Source organism: Bacillus sp. 7894-2 (assembly GCF_002272225.1).
GTDB lineage: Bacteria > Bacillota > Bacilli > Bacillales > Cytobacillaceae > Cytobacillus.
This window is the reverse complement of record NZ_NPDG01000038.1, coordinates 1-17,170: the sequence shown is the minus strand read 5'-3', so window position 1 is coordinate 17,170 and position 17,170 is coordinate 1. Positions and strand designations below refer to the sequence as shown.

Below are 17,170 nucleotides of genomic sequence, written 5' to 3'. Positions count from 1 at the left end.
GAGGCAGTGAGTTTTAACAACACTTATATTTACTATTTGACAAATGAAAGGAGCGCTTAAGGATAAAACCTCAAGCGAAACAATAACTGAAGATTCTAAAATTAATGATTATAAACCCTCTAATCCTGATTTTCGATGCCGGCAGACTGAAAGTTATATTGAGTAGCCAGCAGCATTATTTCTACAGCAAGGCGTTTGGGAGGAAGCATATAATCACTTCCTATTAAACTTTCAATTTTGGATAAACGATGATATAGCGTCTGGCGAACAATGAATAACTTTTGAGCGGTTTCTTTTTTGAGACAATTACACTGTAAATAAACTTGTAACGTTACAATCAGCTGTCCATTATTTTTTGCATCGTATTCATAAAGAGGCTTTAAATAGTTTTTAGCTAAATCCATAATTGCTTTATTTTTTTGCATTTGCAGAACTAATTGATGTATGTAAAGATCTTCATAAAAATAGGAAAGCTGAAGAGCGTTATTCCGGATTAACAGAGTATCCTGTGCAGTTTCGAAGCTTTGGCGGACTGATTTAAAATTATTGATAATCTGCCCCACAGCAGTAGTGACCGATAGATTTATATAATTATTGTTCTTTCTAAAGTTACTGATTTTCTCAATGCAGTCTATGATACGGTGTTTTATATCATGTCCATAGATATCAGCAATTACATATATAAGCCTTTGCTTTTCTTCTAATAAAAATGGGATGAAGCCTCTATTCTCAAAAATATTGCGGGAATATAATTTATAATAGTTTAAATCATACTCTTTTTTTGTATTTTTGATTTGATCGATTAATACAAAATAAGAGCAATTTAATAAATTATGAAAACCCTGTTCCTGTAAGAAGGATGTAATGGCAGAATCTTCAACTGTTCCATCCAGCCAGGACTCCAATAAAAGACGGGAGTGAATGTTTTGTTTCTCCTCTATATATAGACTTCGCAGCAGATATTGTGATAATGCAGTAACCGTTCTATCCAGCACCAATAATTCAAACTCATTTATAGTTCGGTTCTCTGTGAAGATACATACCTCTCCATAGCTTTCCTCTAAAATATTTACTTCACATTTGGCGAAATGCTTTCCTTCCCCTTTTTTTTCGTACTTTTCCCTTAAGTTATGATATATGTGATGCTTCTCATTTGGAATAAACAATGGCTGCTGCCCTTTTATAATGAATGCAACGCTTAGATTTAAATATTTATAAAGCCTCATTAAAATATGTTCATAATGGGTTATTTTTAAAGTTAATTTATTAATTTCCTGTGAATAATTTTCGAGACGTTTGATCATTTCGTACTGCTGGTTAATTAACATACTATGTATCTCTTGCGTTATTTCAATAAATGGGACGATTTCGTTAAATACAATAATCGGTAAATTGTACTGATTAGCCAGTTCAATTACATTCTTTGGAACCGTTTGAATATGTTCACCAAATTCAATGCATAATGCAGCAGCTTCTTTATTGATGAGCTGTTCAACAAATTCAAACAGTGTTTCTTCATGGATTAGCTGAATTCCCATCGTTAATATTAATTCATTTCCTTTAATGAAAGTGCCTATCTCTTTTGATTCCAGTATATGTACCCACTTGATCGTATTCAAAATTCCGTTATGACCTGCTATCACTTCTGCCTTTTGGAAATGGTTTTTATCAAATAAGTCTTGAACTGTCAGTGAATATGACATATTTTACCCTCCCCAGAAAAAAGGTTTATGAAACTTTATACAGAAAAATATAACATAATGTAAAACGATATAGGGAACTACTTTACATAATGTTCATATCAAGCTCTTAAATAGCTATGTTATATTTTTTTTATAACCTTATTTGTGACAAGGAGGGTGAGCCCATGAATCAGACAGCTTTAATTAATGGCGAAGTGATTACAGTTAATAGTAAAAACGAAGTCTATGAAGCATGTTTGATAGAAGAGAATAAGATAGCAGCGGTTGGTAAAACAGAAGAAATAAAAAAACTCGTTAAATCCTCGGCAAAAGTCATTGATTTGCATGGAAGATCTGTTTTGCCTGGTCTAATTGATGCTCATATGCATCTTTTTTTATACGGCAATACATTAATGCATCTCAACTGTAAAGACCCTGTGATTACTTCGGTTGAAGAACTTTTGAGCAAATTATCAGAAATTGTCCAAAAGACTAAAAATGGACAAATCATACGGGTTTTTGGGTTCAATGAGCTTATGGTACAGGAACAGCGTTATCCTTCAATCCAGGAACTTGATCACCTATCACAAGAACACCCAATCGTCATTACCCGTACTTGCGGTCATATCGGCATGGTTAATTCAGCTGCCTTAAAGCTGGCCGATATAGATTCATCAACTTCTGATCCCCAAGGCGGAACCATTGAAAAAGACGGCCGTGGAAGATTAACGGGCCGCCTCATCGAGAATGCCTTTTTACATTTTAATCAGTATGTGACTTATAGTGATGAAGAATTATTTAACGCACTTTCAAAGGCCCATGAACAATTATTATCCTATGGAATTACAAGTGTACATGATGCAGGAGGATTTGATGAAAACAGCTTTAGAATTATGCAAATTGCTTCACACAAGAAGCTAATAAAGACCAGGATTTATGCAATGATCGGCAGTCTGAATGATTGCGAGAACTTTACTAAAAACATGCTGAATGCTGGTGTAATAACCCATACAGGCAATGACTTTTTCAAAATTGGCCCTGCTAAACTATTTACTGATGGAAGCAGTACAGGGCCGACAATTGCTACTCGTGAGCCCTATACAAGTGATGAAAATAATTACGGTTACTTGCAGTATACAGAAGATGAGCTTTATGCAATTTTCTCAACAGCTCATCAAAATGGCTATCAAATTACCGTGCATGCTCAGGGAGATAAAGCAATAGAGCAATATTTAAATGTCGTGGAAAGACTGCTAAACGAGTATCCGCGCGAGGATCACCGCCATCGTGTAGAACATTTAGGCGTATGTCCCCCAGATTTGCAGGAAAAAGCAAAGGCGCTGAAGGTCATTCCGATTCTCAACCCTTCATTCCCATATGAATTCGGAGAAAGTTATATCCGCAATTATGGTGAACGTATTCATTATATGTATGCCGCAAGAGATTTATTGGACCAGGGCATCATTTCAGCTGCTGGTTCAGATGCGCCGATAACAACAGTTAATCCATTTATGGGTATTTACACTGCTGTCAGGCGTTTAACACGCGAAAATACAGCCTTTGGGCAACAGCAAAAAATATCTCTCATGGATGCCATCCGATTGTATACCTATAACGCTGCTTACGCTAGCTTTGATGAGGATGACAAAGGAAGCATTGAAGCAGGGAAATTGGCGGATTTAGTCATCTTAAACACTTCCCTATTAAATTGCCCTATTGAGGATATCCCCAAAGTGAAAGCAGATTTAACAATGCTGGATGGTGAAATAGTCTACGCAAATGAAATCTAAGAATGGAGAGTGAAGCATGTGAAAAAGTACTCACAACTATTACTGCTTATTCCTTTCATAGGAATGTGTGTCCTTCTGCCAGCAGCTAATCGCATTGAACCCTATATTTTAGGATTGCCATTCTTATTATTTTGGATTGCCGTTTGGATGATTCTATCATCTGTCATTTTGTTCATCGTTTATAGATTAGACCCTGCAAATGAAGGAAGTGAAGTCGAATGAACGTCGCCTTAATGATCATCTTTCTCGTTGCTGCTGTCGCTTTATACTTAGGTATTCGTGCTACTCGCGGAAAAGAAATGAACGTAAATGAGTTTGCGGTTGGGAACAAAGGATTCGGTACGCTGTTCGTATTCTTATTAATTGCAGGTGAAGTTTACACGACCTTTACTTTTTTAGGCGGCAGTGGATGGGCCTATTCAAATGGTGCAGCAGCTTACTATGTTCCAGCCTATATTTGCTTGGCTTATGTGCTTTCTTATTGGATTATCCCCAAAATTTGGCGTTTTGCAAAAAAGCATAACGTCATTTCTCAGCCCCAATACTTTATGGAAAATTATAACAGCAAAGCACTGGGTGTAGTCGTAGCTTTTATTGGTTTAATCGCTCTTGTTCCATATATTGTAATTCAATTAAAAGGTTTAGGAATTATTGTATCCGAAGCCTCATATGGAGCTATATCGCCATTAATTGCCTCTACCATCGGTGCAGTAATTGTCACAATTTATGTCACAGTCTCAGGTATCCATGGGTCCGCCTGGAATGCAGTATTAAAGGATATACTGATTTTATTTGTCATCGTATTTTTAGGCATCTATATTCCATATCATTATTTCGGCGGCATTCAGCCCTTATTTGAGGCCGTTCAAACAGTAAAGCCAGAAGCTTTAACCTTTGCAGCTGAAGGCTATAGTATGCCATGGTTTATTTCCACCATTATTTTAAATGCATTTGGTTTTTACCTGCTCCCGCAATCTTTCAGTGTAGTATTATCTGCTAAAAGTGAACGCTCATTAAAGAAAAATGCGATCACTTTGCCTTTGTATACCATTTTAATATTATTTGCCTTTTTTATTGGATTTGCAGCGATTATTCAGGTTCCGGGATTACAAGGAGCAGAAGGTGACCTATCACTGCTGCGTCTAACTATGCAAACATTTGATCCATGGTTTGTAGGAATTGTAGGCGGGGCTGGCCTATTAACTGCGTTAGTACCGGTATCCGTTATGGTTATGTCCGGTGCTGTAGGATTGATGACAGGTTTTTATAAGTTAATTAAGCCAAACTCCAGTGACCGCCAGCAGCTTACTGTATCCAAACTATTCGTTTTATTGATTATTTTAATAGCTTATGTTTTCACTATTACAGGCGGTAATGCATTGGCTATCTTAAACATTATGTCATATGGCTTGATCACACAATTAGTGCCAGCGCTGATTTTCGGCTTCTTTAATACCAAGTTTATGAATAAATACGGTGCTATGGCTGGAATTTTAACAGGAGTTTCGATTGTATTATATAACGCAATAACATCTTTTAAATTAATCAATATCTTCCCAAATATTCCAAGTGCTATTAATGATATCAATATTGGATTTGTAGCAATAGGGATTAATTTATTCATCGGAGTGAGTGTCAGTCTCCTTACTAACGCAATCGTAGAAAGAGAAAATGCCCGGGTAGCAGAAGAAGTTGCCCAATAATTAAGGGAGGGTCATTCTTTGAAAAAGTGTAATGCTAATCGGCTTCAGCAATTAATTGAATTATTCAGTGGATACGGCAAAACCGAAAACAACGGAGTAACAAGGCTTTCATTTTCGGCTGAGGATCTTGCAGCAAGGAAGAAATTCCAGGAATTATGCGAGGAACTGGACATGATAGTAACCCGCGACGATATGGGAAATATATATGCAACTTTGCCTGGTAAGCAAAACCTGCCTCCTATCGTAATAGGTTCTCATTTGGACTCTGTGATCAAGGGTGGGCGTTTCGATGGCGTGCTGGGTGTCCTTACTGCTTTAGAGGCTGTCTATACAATTAAAGAAGAAAATATCGAATTAGATTATCCTATTACGATTGTCAATTTTACTAATGAAGAAGGAGCCCGATTTGAGCCATCCCTTATGTCTTCTGGTGTTCTATCAGGCAAATTTGATAAAACGAAGATGCTTGCTTCAACTGATACAAATGGCATTTCATTTGCCCAAGCATTAAGTGAAAGCGGTTTTGAAGGTCCAGAAACAAATCGTTTGCAGGAAGCCAGTGCTTTTATCGAATTGCATATTGAACAAGGACCTGTGCTAGAGCGGAAAAACTTAGATATTGGTATTGTTGAAGGTGTGCTTGGAATGGTATGCTACGAAATCTCTGTCTATGGAGAATCCAATCATGCAGGTACTACTCCAATCAATATGCGTAGGGATCCAATGTTTGCCGCTGCCAATTTGATAGCAGATATGCAAAAGCAGCTGCAAAGACTAGATTCTGATATTGTCTACACAATCGGTCGTATAAATGCTTATCCTAATATTCATACAGTCATTCCTTCTGAAGTAACCTTTACTTTAGAGGCAAGACATAAGGATCCAAAAGTCATCGCAGAAGTAACGAGAATAGTAAATGAATTACCAGAAAACCCTAATTTCTGTTCAGTGGACTCGAAACAGCTTTGGGAGCGTGATACAGTTGACTTTGATGCAGAAGTAGTTGATGCTGTGGAGTATGCCTGCAATGAATTAGGGTATAGGGGGCATCGAATGTACAGCGGCGCTGGACATGACGCACAATTCATCGCTTCATATATTCCAACAGCAATGATTTTTGTTCCAAGTGTAAATGGGTACAGTCACCGTGAAGATGAATTTACTTCTTATGAAGACTGTGCTAAGGGAGCTAATGTACTACTTAACGCTGTATTAAAATTGTGCAAGGAAAAGGTAAACTCATAGTCTGAAGCAGTTTTCTTCGCTAAGAGAAAGGCTGCCTTCTCACGAAGGCAGCCTCTCTTTTCTTTAGTTAGCACTTCTTTTAAACGGCCACCAGTTTGCCTGGCCGAAGTTCTTGACCATGACCGGTATAAATAGCGGCAGCACAATCAGTGCGTAGAGCATTAATCCGATCAGAATGATGGACGCGATCTGCAATAGCGACAGCATTCCGGATGGCATCATTGCCGCGAATGTTCCGCCCAGGATTACCGCAGCTGAAATAATAACAGTGCCCATCTTTTTCATGGATAACAGCATTGCATCTGCGATTGAAAGGTCACGATATTCATTAAAACGGTCCATCAAGAAAATGCTGTAGTCAACGCCAAGCGCCACGAGAATAACGAATGCAAAGAATGGAACCGCCCAGCTGATGCCTGTGTATCCTAGCAGATTCACAAAAATCGCTTCATTTATTGCCATACTTGTATAGTAGGTCAGAATCAATGATCCAATTAAATAGATTGGCATGATGATTGATCTGAAGAGGAACACAAGGATGATGGAAATGCCCAGCAGCATCAATACGACTGTACGGGAGTAATCCTGATCTGACATTGTGCTTAAATCAGCATTGGTACTTGTAATCCCGCCTACCGCGACAACTGCATTTTCAAGCTTAGTCCCTTTTGTCGCTCTTTCCACAGCTTCCTTGATTTCATCCACCTGGTTAATGGCTTCGTTAGAATAAGGATTTGCTTCAAGCACAACATCCATTGTCATGACTTTTCGGTCCTCAGACAAATAGACATCAAACACCTGGGCAAACTCTTTATCCTCCAGAACCTCAGGCGGCAGATAGAAACCATCCATATTATCCGAGTTTGAAAGACCTGCCAGGTAATCCTGTGCAGAACCGAGTCCTTCAGATACCTGCTCAAGCCCATCTGCACTCTGGCCAAGGCCATCTGTCAGCTGGCTGATTTGTCCGCCAAGATCGCCAAATCCGGCAAGAAGCTGTTCCTGCCCTCCATTGATTCCGGCTAAACCATTTGTCAGCTTTGGAAAATTATTAACGATTTGTCCCTGGCCGTCCGCAAGCTGATTGAGCCCTGCCTGCTGGGCTTCGATTCCTTTGATCAGCTGCTGGAGCCCGGCAGCTAATTCCTTTTGGCCGGATATGGCGGTCCCGAAGTTTTTATTTGCTTCCGCCAAGCCGTTTTGCAGCTGTGTTAACCCCCTATTAGCAGCATTGATACCTTCTGAAACTTTTGGAAGCTGCTGCTGAAGGCCAGCTACTTGACCTTTAATTGCTTGGTATTGAGGGTCTTGGGCCAGCTCAGGGTCCTTGGTTTCAACATAGCCAAACAGTGCTTCATTTGCCTGTCTGATGCCATCCGACAACTGATTTAAGTTCGTCTGGATTTCTTTATAGCCCGCCATTAAGGAAGGAATGGCCTCTTCTGCTGACTGATACCCAACTAGCAGCTGCTGATATCCAGCGAGAAGCTCTTCGGCACCGGCCTTGGATTTTTCTAATCCCTCTTTAATTTGATCTGAACCTGCCGATCCCTGGCGAATACCATCTTCGATTTTTGCCAGGTTCGTCTGAATTTCACCAAGGCCTGACTTGATTTCATTGGTGCCCGAAATCAAATCATTGATTCCTTTTGCGGCATTCTGCAGTTCAGGTTCTGATTTGGACAGTTCGCTGCTTGCTTCATTCAAACCATCAGAAATTTTGTTCAGTCCATCTTTTCCTTCCCCCAGCCCTTCTTCAAGCGTTTCAGCTTGTTTGGCAACAAAGAAGTCTTCTATTGGCTCTCCAGTTGGTCTTGTAACAGAACGGACTGTATCCACCAAATCTACTTTTTCAACTTCCCGGCTAATTTTCTCAGCCAGGCCTACATATTCTGCTGAATCCATTTCCTCATCGTTTTTCAAGACGATCTGCGTTGGCATGGATTCTCCCGGCCCAAAGCTGTCAGCTATGGCATTAAATGCCTTAATGGAATTAACATCCCCGCCGATTTCCTCAAGGGAGTTGTAGGAAAGGTCTCCGTCATATGTTACCAGGAATGGCACACAAACAGCTGCCACGATAAGCAATGCCAGGAATGGACGCGCCAGCGAGAATCGGCCGACCGTACCCCATAGCTTGCTTTCACCATGCTCGGCACTCTTTTTCGAAGGCCAGAATATTTTCTGTCCCAGCACCGCCATAAAGAATGGCACAATGGTAAATAAAGCAATTAAGAGAATCGCTACACCAATGGCCACAGCTGCTGCTGACTGGTAAAGAATAAACTGCGAGAAGCCAATTGCAGCAAAGCCAATCATAACAGCCAGGCCGCTGAAAAATACTGTACGCCCCGCATTTCGGTATGTTGCCACAATGGCGTCTGCTGTGCTCTCGTTATAGGAAAGCTCTTCTTTAAAACGGCTAAGCAGCAGGATACAATAGTCTGTTCCAATCCCAAACAGAATCGCTACAAGGAAAATTTGGGTATAGTTTGAAATCGGAAAATCCAGTCTATCTACTAAAAATGCCACAATGGATTGTGAAGCAAGATAAGTGAATCCCACTGTCAGGAGCGGGATAATCGGCGCAACCACTGATCGGAATACCAGCAGCAAAACAACCAGAATAAAGACGACTGTGATCCCTTCCGTCTTTTTCAGTCCTTCCTGAGAACTGTTCATGAGATCTTCATTGATCAGCCATTCACTCGTATAATAGTGATCTACCTTAGCATCATCAATAGCTGAATAAAGCTCTTCACTCAGCTCTGCTGGCTCACGATCGTTCCAGCTTACATTTACAGAAGCAAGAATCGACTTGCCATTCTCTGAAACAAGCTGTTCTTTTAAGCTTTCTTCATTAAAATGGGTAAGAATTTCAGTGATTCCCATTTCTGAGCTTTTGTCTTCAAGCGTCCGGATAGCTTTCTCCGCTTCTTTGATTTCTTCTCCTGTGAGCTTTTTATCATTATGAAAAACAAGTGCAATCTGGGTCTCATCCCCGCCGCCTTCCTGTTTCTGCACTTCTTGCATGATATCCCCGGCAAGTGTGGATGAATACTCGTCAGGAACAGTAATCTGCCCTTTATCACGGACCAGATCTGCCATGTTCGGAGCTGCCATAAACAAGCCGGCAGCCACTGCGATCCAGACGGCAATGACAAGCCATTTTCTTTTAATAATTGAATACACTATTTTATCCCCCGCTTTGTTTTCTGATAAAAGTGAAACTTCAATCAGCGGGAACTTTCCTCCGCTGATTGTTAGTCTTACTGCCCGTTAGACTGCGATAGTACTTTATCCAATTTCTCAAATGTTTCGATGAACTGCTGGATTTCGGTTTGATCAAATTTATTTATCAGCGATTCTACAAGGTTATGAATCTTTTCTTCTGCTTTCACGTACAACTCATTCCCTTTTTCGGTAAGGGTCAGATAGACGACCCTGCGATCATTTTCATCACGCGTCCGCTGAATCAGGCCCTTTTCCCACATGCGTGTTATCATGGCGGTGATCGCACTCTTTTTTACATCAAACACTTCTGCAAGCTCTGACGAAGTACAGGAACCTGCCTGGTTTATGTACCTCAGAGTAAAATGCTGATCATTGGTCAGATCGCTGCCAATCTGATCTTTCACAAGGGACGCAGCCTTTTTCTCAACAGAAAAAGAAACGGCAATATACCGGTCGACCAAATCCTTAATGTCTGGCACACTCACTTATATATTCACCTCACAGTGTGATTATTCTATCGTTTAACTGTTCAACTACTTAACTATTAACGTAGTTAACTTTAATATAGAGAAGGATTATTGTCAATTTAACTTTATCAACTGGAATAAAATAAAGTTTACCTTGCTCATTTGCGATAACAGCGAAGATTTCTAATTCATTGAGTTTGAACTTATCGCCGAAACTAAAAAAAAGACCCCATCTCTGGAGCCTTGTCCTTAAAATTCGATTTTAATCTTCTCTGCATCTTCAATCTTGTTCTTATCACCACTAAACACGTCGCTGGTAGTTATTTCAATACTTTTCAGATCTGATTTCTCAATGATAAAGCCAACATTGCCGGCTTTGGATTCGTTAGGCCCAATTTCTTTGTTAAGCCCATCAAGATACATATCTTTTTCCCAGGTTATTTGCTCACCTTCGCTTGTTTCTAGGATGGCTGCCGGGGCAAAATTCACTTTTTGATCAGAGGTGTTCTTAATTTGCACAAAAAAATTAACAAAGTCAAATTCCTCGTCATGGGTCAAGGTGTGAAAATAGTCAACCAGACTGTAGTCAGGCTTCAGATGCATCACTTTTGCATCAGTTACTTTCATTTCGATTGGGCCAATCTTATAATTTCCGTCCACAGTTTTTGCTTTTTTTAAAGTGATTTCACCTTTTTCATCTATGTGAGTCTTCCCTTCTTCCCGCAGCTGCCGGTCATCCGGAACCTGAGGGTTTGGGTCATAATTTTCCACCGCTTCGTTTTCCGCCGGAACTTCTGCCTTAGCATCTGCAGGCTGTTCCGGGGCACTTGAGCAGCCGAACAGGACAGTGGATAAGAGCGTAATCACTGTGATTATTTTTATCATGATGATCCCCCTTCAGTATTGAAAAAAGTTCCCGCTGCATTCCGAAAGCAGCGGGAGATAAAAATTTATTTATCTTCAATCTTTACTTTAGACTTTAATATCTCAAAGATCAGTTTAGCCTGGTCAGTATTCTCAATTTGCCCTGCAAATCGGTCGCTGGCTGGGCCAAATGCATACACAGGCACATCTTCACCTGTATGGCCGCCTGTTGTCCAGCCCGTATGGGAGCGCTGGTTGAAAATTTCTTCAATGGCATTATCGATGTCAGCTGCCTTTTTCGTTTCAGCAGCTTTTTTAACAGATTGAATTTCTCCTTCTTTTAAATCAAGATCAATATACTCCTTTAGCGTTTCTTCCACACCGGCTCCATTGGCAATTTCCTGCGCCATGAAATCTGGTGTGCGCTTCGCTGCTTTAATTGGCTCGCTGAACCAGTTGTAGTTGCCATCAGAACCGATGGAATAGCCGCCAGTTGAATGGTCAGCAGTTGCCACCACAAGAGTGTGCTTGTCCTTCTTCGCAAACTCGACCGCAGCTTTGAATGCTTTCTCGAAGTCTTCCATTTCACTCATAGCGCTGACAATGTCATTATCGTGGCCAGCCCAGTCTACCTGACTTCCTTCTACCATCAGGAAGAAGCCGTCTTTATCTTTGTTCAAACGCTCGATTGCAGAAGCAGTCATATCCTTCAGTGAAGGTGTGTCTTCTGTGCGGTCAATCATTTTAGGCATGCCGCGTTCTGCAAACAGACCAAGAACTTGTTCATTTTTATCAGCCAATAATTCTTGGCGGTTTGTTACATAGCTGTATCCGTCTTTCTTGAATTCCTCCGCGATGTTTCTGTCTTTGCGGACAAGCAGATCAGTTCCCCCGCCAAGTAGAACATCTACTCTGTGCTTGCCATTGATAAGTTCATCATAATAATCATCGGCAATGGCATTCATATTCTGCCGGCTTTCGTCATGCGATCCGAATGAGGCAGGAGTGGCATGCGTAATTTCTGATGTAGCTACAAGACCAGTCGCTTTTCCTTGCTCTTTCGCTGCTTCCAAAACTGTTTTTACCTCAGAGCCGTCATTATCAACAGCAATGGCATTGTTATATGTTTTTATGCCTGCAGACATGGCTGTGGCTGCAGATGCAGAGTCTGTAACATTTTGTTCGGGATCTTCCGGATAAGTCATTTGCTGGCCGACCAAATATTTATCCAACTCAGTACGTTCAACAAATTTTGTGCCGGGATCGTCTTTTAAATATCGGTATGCAGACGTGTAGGATACGCCCATCCCGTCGCCGATAAGGAAAATAACATTTTTGATCTTTCTATTATCTGTTTTGCCCTTAGCTTCTGTTTGCTGTACTGAACCGATTAGTCCGCCAAACGCAACTGCAGAAGCAGCAAGGATTGGAAGTGTCTTTTTTGTGAATTTCTTAAATTTCATTCTATTAACCTCCCTTTATTATCTTACAAATAGTAGTATAGAACCCTAATGTAAATGAGAGATTAATAGAATGTAAAAATGAACTAACACTAATGTAAAGATGCTTTTTTTGCTTCCCCCAATATTTTTATGTAAAATTCATACAAGGACGATAGTCGAAGGAGAGATTTCAATGAAAGTATTGGCTTTGCTGGGCAGTACAAGAGAAAACGGGAACTCGGAGTATTTGGCAAATAAGATTGTGGAAGGGACTGATCACACCCTTGTAAAATTAGCAGATTTGCATATCGAACCGATTGTGGATCAAAGGCATGCGGATGGCGGCTTTACAACGGTTAATGACGACTATGAACAATTAGTGAGGAACATGCTGTCACATGATGTTTTCGTATTCGCTACCCCTTTATACTGGTATGGCATGAGCGGTCCAATGAAGGATTTCTTTGATCGCTGGTCCCAGTATCTAAGGGATGAGCGCTTTAATCTGAAAGAAGAGCTGGCTAAGAAGAAGGCATACGTAGTTATTACCGGCGGCAGCAGTGCGAAAGTCAAAGGACTTCCACTTGTTCAGCAATTTCAATACATTTTTGATTTTGTCGGGATGGAATTCGCGGACTATATCATCGGGAGCGGGGTAAAGCCGGGAGAAGTGAAAGAAGATTCTTTAGCATTAGCGAAGGCCGAACAATGGAATAAAAGATTTTCAAAATAAAAAGGCGGACTCGAGGGTCCCGCCTTTTTATCTGGATGATTCCTGTCTCACCCTGGAATCTTTTTTTAGCTGATTTTCGCCATCAGGATCCAAGTATAGCTTCCTGCTAGGCATAGCCACATAAACACGCTCATTTTCAAGAATGTCCATAATCTCAAAGTTGATTTCTTCCTTTATTTTCAGGAACTCGCCCCAATTTGTTGTTTTTGTAAAGAAATAAAGGAAGATATCAAGCCCATTTTCTTTATAATCGTCAAAAGTGACAAAGATGGTATCCGGATGAATGTCTGAATGGTGTTTCAAAAGGTATTCAATTTGCCCTACCACATTCGCCATTTGATCTTTTGTCGTATCATGAGTAACACGCAATCTGAAGCTGATTTGCCTTTTTCCCATCTTGCTCCAGTTTGTAATCGACTCATTTGCTAACGTAGCATTTGGCACTGTGACAAGTGCCTGAGCGAATGTTCTAACTTTCGTGCTTCGGAAAGAAATGTCTTCAACTGTTCCCTCCACACTCGGCGTCATAATCCAATCACCAATTGTGAATGGCTTTTCTGTAATAATGACGAATCCGCCAAACAAATTGCCAAGGACATCCTTTGCTGCAAACGCAATGGCAACTCCGCCTAATCCAAGGCCCGCTACAAAGCCATTCACATCATAACCAAACTCCTGGGCAACGATGCTAAAACTGATGGCCACAATAACGACTCTTAAGGCCTTTGAAATAAACGGAATGAGAATATCATCAATTTCCAGGCCGTACCTAACCTTCAGGCTGGTAAAAAGGGCAGATGACGCAGCTGCCATATTGTACAATCCCCACGTGAGTAAGATTATGAATGAAGAACTTATTATATCCAGAAATAAAGAATTATGCTGATTTAGATATGGAAAATAGCCAACTGAAAAGTAGATTCCTATAATGATAAATAACCACTGAATCGGCTTCTGGAATGAAATAAATATATGAGAGAAAAAGTCATTTGGCGCTTTTCTGCTCAGCTTTAATAAAAGGGTAAATACATATTTAGTAAAAAGCTTGCGGAAAATGAGAAAAAGCAACAGGATCCCAATAGAAATTCCTATATCCACTAATTTATCATTTGTTAAATAAGATTCCCAAAACATTTTATTACCTCCTCGATGCTATTTGTTATCATAACATAATTCTTCGAACAGGTTATCATACAAAATTCCCTAAGTTTGTGTCGGTAAACCCTCACTCTTCACCTAATAAAGGCTCCCAATTCAATTCCAATAAATGCCAGGGCTGTTCCTCCCCCATAGCTCAAAATATTATATAGAATAAAATCCTTTTTCCTTTTATCCATGTGCAGCTGCATCGCTTCCAGCTTCAATGTAGAAAAAGTGGTGAATGCCCCCATGAATCCTGTGCCAAGCAGCATAAAAGTACTTCCTTCTATCCCTGAGCCCACCATGATTCCAAGAAGAAGGGAACCAAATAAGTTAATAACAAGCGTGGCAGCCGGGAACTTCGATACAAATCTTTTACTAATGAGCTGACTGACCCATAGCCGGGAGATTGCTCCAAAGAAACCGCCTATTCCCACCATTAATACATATAACGCACTCATCCGGCTTCTTCTCCTTTCCTGACCTGAAATCCTAAGCGACTCATCCATAATCCGCCCAAAAGACTGGCTGCAATATACAAAACGGCCAGAGCTGTCTGTCCAGTGAGAAAAAGTGTTACTGTTTCAACGCTCAATGTCGAAAAAGTCGTAAAGGATCCAACAAAGCCCGTTCCCAGTGCTGTTTTTATATGGGCTGGCAAAGAAAGACGAACCATCAGCCCCGTTGTCAGCCAAGCCAGGAGGAAACTTCCCAGGAGATTAACCGTCAAAGTGGCAAAAGGAAAAACGGCACTTTCCTGAAAAAGAAAAACGCCCATGCTGTAACGTAATGCGGCACCTAAAAACCCTGCGGCACCAACCAGTATATAAACCATCCAGAACCCTCCATTTCCCTTATTTTACCCAAAACAAAAAGACTCCTGCCAGTTACCACATAACTGACAGGAGTCATTAGCCAAAAGGCGGTTAATGGTGAACTCCATCACCTGATGAGTTTATCTTTACTAACACTTTAAAACATCGGAAAAAGAATTAAAAGACTTTTATCCCAATTTCAATAAGATTTCCTCTTTTTTATAAACAGCACAGAAAGAAGCAGACCATATAACAGATGGCCTAAAAGCCAAATAAAGATGGCAGGTAAAGATGTAAGTTCAGGGGTTCGTGCAGATAATGCAGTTGTTGGATAAAGCAGGACTCCTATGGAAAAGGTGATGAATAATGTGCGGATGAAGATTTGTTTCCAGCGGTATTTTTTTATTAAAAATAATAAGCTGACTCCTAAAATGACTGAAATGATCAGGTGAAATCCAAACTCGATTAATTCGGGAAAATGATAGTTTTTTAAAATCGGAAAGTAATCCACATTTAATAACAATGTGTACACTTTTATTCCCGTGGTTATCTCAGCCATTTTCAGAAATAACCCCAGGAAAGTTCCAGATAGCAGCCCCGTAAATGCACCGTTTGCCAAAAGTCTCCGCATTGAATCTATCCTTCCCGTTGATTGAGACTACTTAATATCCGGGAGATTTCCTACCTTAGTCCCATTCTTGGACTGTTTAATAAAGTCCTGTATATCCTCAATTGTTAACCCCAGCTGTTTGGCTGTCAGTATTAGCTCTACCCATTCTTTATCAATCTTACCCTCACAGGTTTCCATTCCCTTTTCCACTCTCCCGTAAAGATTCTGTTCCCCTCAGAAGTCTTCATTGAGTGCTGCTTTTATTAATCATTCCATATAGGAATAAATGGACAATCTCTGTTGCTAAACCTTCTGGAGTTTTTAACCCATTGAATAATTTTGTTAATGTCAGGCGTTCAATAACCCCCGTCAGACTCTCAGCGACAGTTCCCATATCAATATCTTTCCTGAAGTACCCTGCCTGCTGTTCTGATAAGAGATTGGCTTCAATTTGACCAGCTAGTATCTCCTTAAATTCCACGGCATCCGGGGCCATGAAAAAACCGATGCGGGTTAAATTTTGGTTTTCCATAAAAAATTTAAAAATAGCAGATAGGCCTGAGGTTATTCGTTCAGGAAGTGCAGGTAAATCAAGGCCTGATTCCACACGGCTATTGGACGTAAGTTCGGAAAGCCGGTTACGAAACAAATCGACCAGTTCTTGGAAAATGGCGTCTTTGCTTTCAAAGTACAGGTAAAACGATGGCTGTGTGAGACCTGCTCTTTGCACAATCTCGCTAATTTTTGTAAGAAAGTAACCCTTTAGCGCAAATTCCTCTGCGGCAATTTCAAGAAGCAGTGCACGGCTCTGCTCCCCGCTGACCCCTCTTTTCCGTCCTCTGTTCCCCATAAATAACAGCTCCATCTGCAATATATTACTCATAAGTATTATCTACTATCATTATTGGAAAAGTCAACCAATTATCTGAATTTTTTATTAATAAACAGAGAAAGTTATGTTATACTCAAAAAGGGAACGTACATTCTTATTTTACGCTGGGGGATGGGAAATGGAAAGTTTTGAAGCAGCTTATATTGCAGGAATTATAGACGGTGAAGGAACAATCACTCTAACCAGGATGCATGCGAGAGAGCATCGTCGGCCCTGTATAACAATAGCATCTACTGATAAGGAGCTGTTAGTTTATATACAAACATTAACAGGCGGGACCATAATTAATAAAAAAAATTACAAGCCGGGTATTCACAAAAATTCTTTCTCTCTGAATATTAAACAAAAGGAAAAAGTTATGTCCGTACTAAAACAAGTATCACCTTACTTAAGAGTGGATAAAAAGAGAAACCGGGCTTTGTGGATACTCGAAAATTATGTAAGAGTAACTCCGAGAAATGGCAAATATGATATGGAGAAGTTAAGACAGAAGATTTTATTCGAAGAAGACTTTTTTAAGATATAAAGTGAAACTTCAATCAATGGGGGTGTT

17 protein-coding genes and 1 riboswitch are annotated in these 17,170 nt (G+C 40.3%); of the genes, 6 read left to right on the top strand and 11 right to left on the bottom strand.

Annotated elements, in window-relative coordinates; translation table 11 throughout:
* Window positions 1-119 precede the first annotated feature (119 nt).
* Complete coding sequence (locus tag CHI10_RS06705) at window positions 120-1,703, bottom strand: PucR family transcriptional regulator (RefSeq protein WP_095243531.1); 1,584 nt, start codon at window positions 1,701-1,703, stop codon at window positions 120-122.
* Window positions 1,704-1,867: 164 nt separating this feature from the next.
* On the opposite strand from CHI10_RS06705, the gene CHI10_RS06700 reads away from it, so the two are divergent.
* Genes CHI10_RS06700 through CHI10_RS06685 form a run of 4 tightly spaced genes read left to right on the top strand, consistent with a single transcriptional unit; the run spans window position 1,868 to window position 6,420 of the window.
* Window positions 1,868-3,472 (top strand): amidohydrolase, encoded by a 1,605-nt coding sequence (locus CHI10_RS06700; protein WP_095243530.1) that lies wholly within the window; start codon window positions 1,868-1,870, stop codon window positions 3,470-3,472.
* Between the two features lie 18 nt (window positions 3,473-3,490).
* Window positions 3,491-3,694 carry a DUF3311 domain-containing protein gene (locus CHI10_RS06695; protein ID WP_286137210.1) on the top strand — a complete coding sequence of 68 codons (204 nt, stop codon included), beginning with the start codon at window positions 3,491-3,493 and terminating at the stop codon, window positions 3,692-3,694.
* Window positions 3,691-5,175, top strand: coding sequence for a sodium:solute symporter family protein (locus CHI10_RS06690; protein WP_095243529.1), 1,485 nt, complete (start codon window positions 3,691-3,693; stop codon window positions 5,173-5,175). The genes CHI10_RS06695 and CHI10_RS06690 overlap by 4 nt, the downstream gene beginning before the upstream one ends.
* An 18-nt stretch (window positions 5,176-5,193) precedes the next feature.
* Complete coding sequence (locus CHI10_RS06685) at window positions 5,194-6,420, top strand: Zn-dependent hydrolase (RefSeq protein ID WP_095243528.1); 1,227 nt, start codon at window positions 5,194-5,196, stop codon at window positions 6,418-6,420.
* A 63-nt stretch (window positions 6,421-6,483) separates the two neighbouring features.
* Here CHI10_RS06685 and CHI10_RS06680 read toward each other — a convergent pair whose 3' ends face one another.
* The 4 genes from CHI10_RS06680 to CHI10_RS06665 form a co-directional block, all read right to left on the bottom strand.
* Entirely contained in the window at window positions 6,484-9,612 is a 3,129-nt protein-coding gene (locus tag CHI10_RS06680; protein ID WP_095243527.1) for an MMPL family transporter, read from the bottom strand.
* Window positions 9,613-9,689: 77 nt separating this feature from the next.
* Entirely contained in the window at window positions 9,690-10,139 is a 450-nt protein-coding gene (locus CHI10_RS06675) for a MarR family winged helix-turn-helix transcriptional regulator (RefSeq protein WP_095243526.1), read from the bottom strand.
* 231 nt (window positions 10,140-10,370) lie between these two features.
* Window positions 10,371-11,006, bottom strand: a complete 636-nt coding sequence (locus CHI10_RS06670; RefSeq protein WP_095243525.1) for a DUF4352 domain-containing protein — start codon at window positions 11,004-11,006, stop codon at window positions 10,371-10,373.
* Between the two features lie 65 nt (window positions 11,007-11,071).
* Window positions 11,072-12,448, bottom strand: coding sequence for an alkaline phosphatase (locus CHI10_RS06665; protein WP_095243524.1), 1,377 nt, complete (start codon window positions 12,446-12,448; stop codon window positions 11,072-11,074).
* Window positions 12,449-12,620: 172 nt separating this feature from the next.
* Between CHI10_RS06665 and CHI10_RS06660 the strand changes: the two genes are divergently transcribed.
* Entirely contained in the window at window positions 12,621-13,160 is a 540-nt protein-coding gene (locus tag CHI10_RS06660) for a flavodoxin family protein (RefSeq protein ID WP_095243523.1), read from the top strand.
* Window positions 13,161-13,187: 27 nt separating this feature from the next.
* On the opposite strand, the gene CHI10_RS06655 is transcribed toward CHI10_RS06660, so the two are convergent.
* The 6 genes from CHI10_RS06655 to CHI10_RS06630 form a co-directional block, all read right to left on the bottom strand.
* Window positions 13,188-14,294 carry a mechanosensitive ion channel family protein gene (locus CHI10_RS06655; RefSeq protein WP_095243522.1) on the bottom strand — a complete coding sequence of 369 codons (1,107 nt, stop codon included), beginning with the start codon at window positions 14,292-14,294 and terminating at the stop codon, window positions 13,188-13,190.
* A 98-nt stretch (window positions 14,295-14,392) separates the two neighbouring features.
* Window positions 14,393-14,761 (bottom strand): fluoride efflux transporter CrcB, encoded by a 369-nt coding sequence (gene crcB, locus CHI10_RS06650; RefSeq protein WP_095243521.1) that lies wholly within the window; start codon window positions 14,759-14,761, stop codon window positions 14,393-14,395.
* Window positions 14,758-15,135: a fluoride efflux transporter FluC gene (locus CHI10_RS06645; protein ID WP_095243520.1), complete on the bottom strand. Its 378-nt coding sequence runs from the start codon at window positions 15,133-15,135 to the stop codon at window positions 14,758-14,760. Before CHI10_RS06645 ends, crcB begins: the two co-directional genes overlap by 4 nt.
* Before the next feature lie 60 nt (window positions 15,136-15,195).
* A riboswitch (Fluoride riboswitch) is annotated at window positions 15,196-15,256 on the bottom strand.
* Between the two features lie 58 nt (window positions 15,257-15,314).
* On the bottom strand, window positions 15,315-15,746 hold the full coding sequence (locus CHI10_RS06640; protein ID WP_095243519.1) for a hypothetical protein: 432 nt from the start codon (window positions 15,744-15,746) through the stop codon (window positions 15,315-15,317).
* 27 nt (window positions 15,747-15,773) lie between these two features.
* The gene (locus CHI10_RS06635; RefSeq protein ID WP_095243518.1) at window positions 15,774-15,923 is read right to left on the bottom strand and encodes an anti-repressor SinI family protein; all 150 of its coding nucleotides are present in this window, start codon (window positions 15,921-15,923) and stop codon (window positions 15,774-15,776) included.
* A gap of 46 nt (window positions 15,924-15,969) precedes the next feature.
* The gene (locus CHI10_RS06630; RefSeq protein ID WP_095243517.1) at window positions 15,970-16,575 is read right to left on the bottom strand and encodes a TetR/AcrR family transcriptional regulator; all 606 of its coding nucleotides are present in this window, start codon (window positions 16,573-16,575) and stop codon (window positions 15,970-15,972) included.
* Window positions 16,576-16,735: 160 nt separating this feature from the next.
* Between CHI10_RS06630 and CHI10_RS06625 the strand changes: the two genes are divergently transcribed.
* Window positions 16,736-17,143: an LAGLIDADG family homing endonuclease gene (locus tag CHI10_RS06625; protein WP_095243516.1), complete on the top strand. Its 408-nt coding sequence runs from the start codon at window positions 16,736-16,738 to the stop codon at window positions 17,141-17,143.
* Window positions 17,144-17,170: the final 27 nt, after the last annotated feature.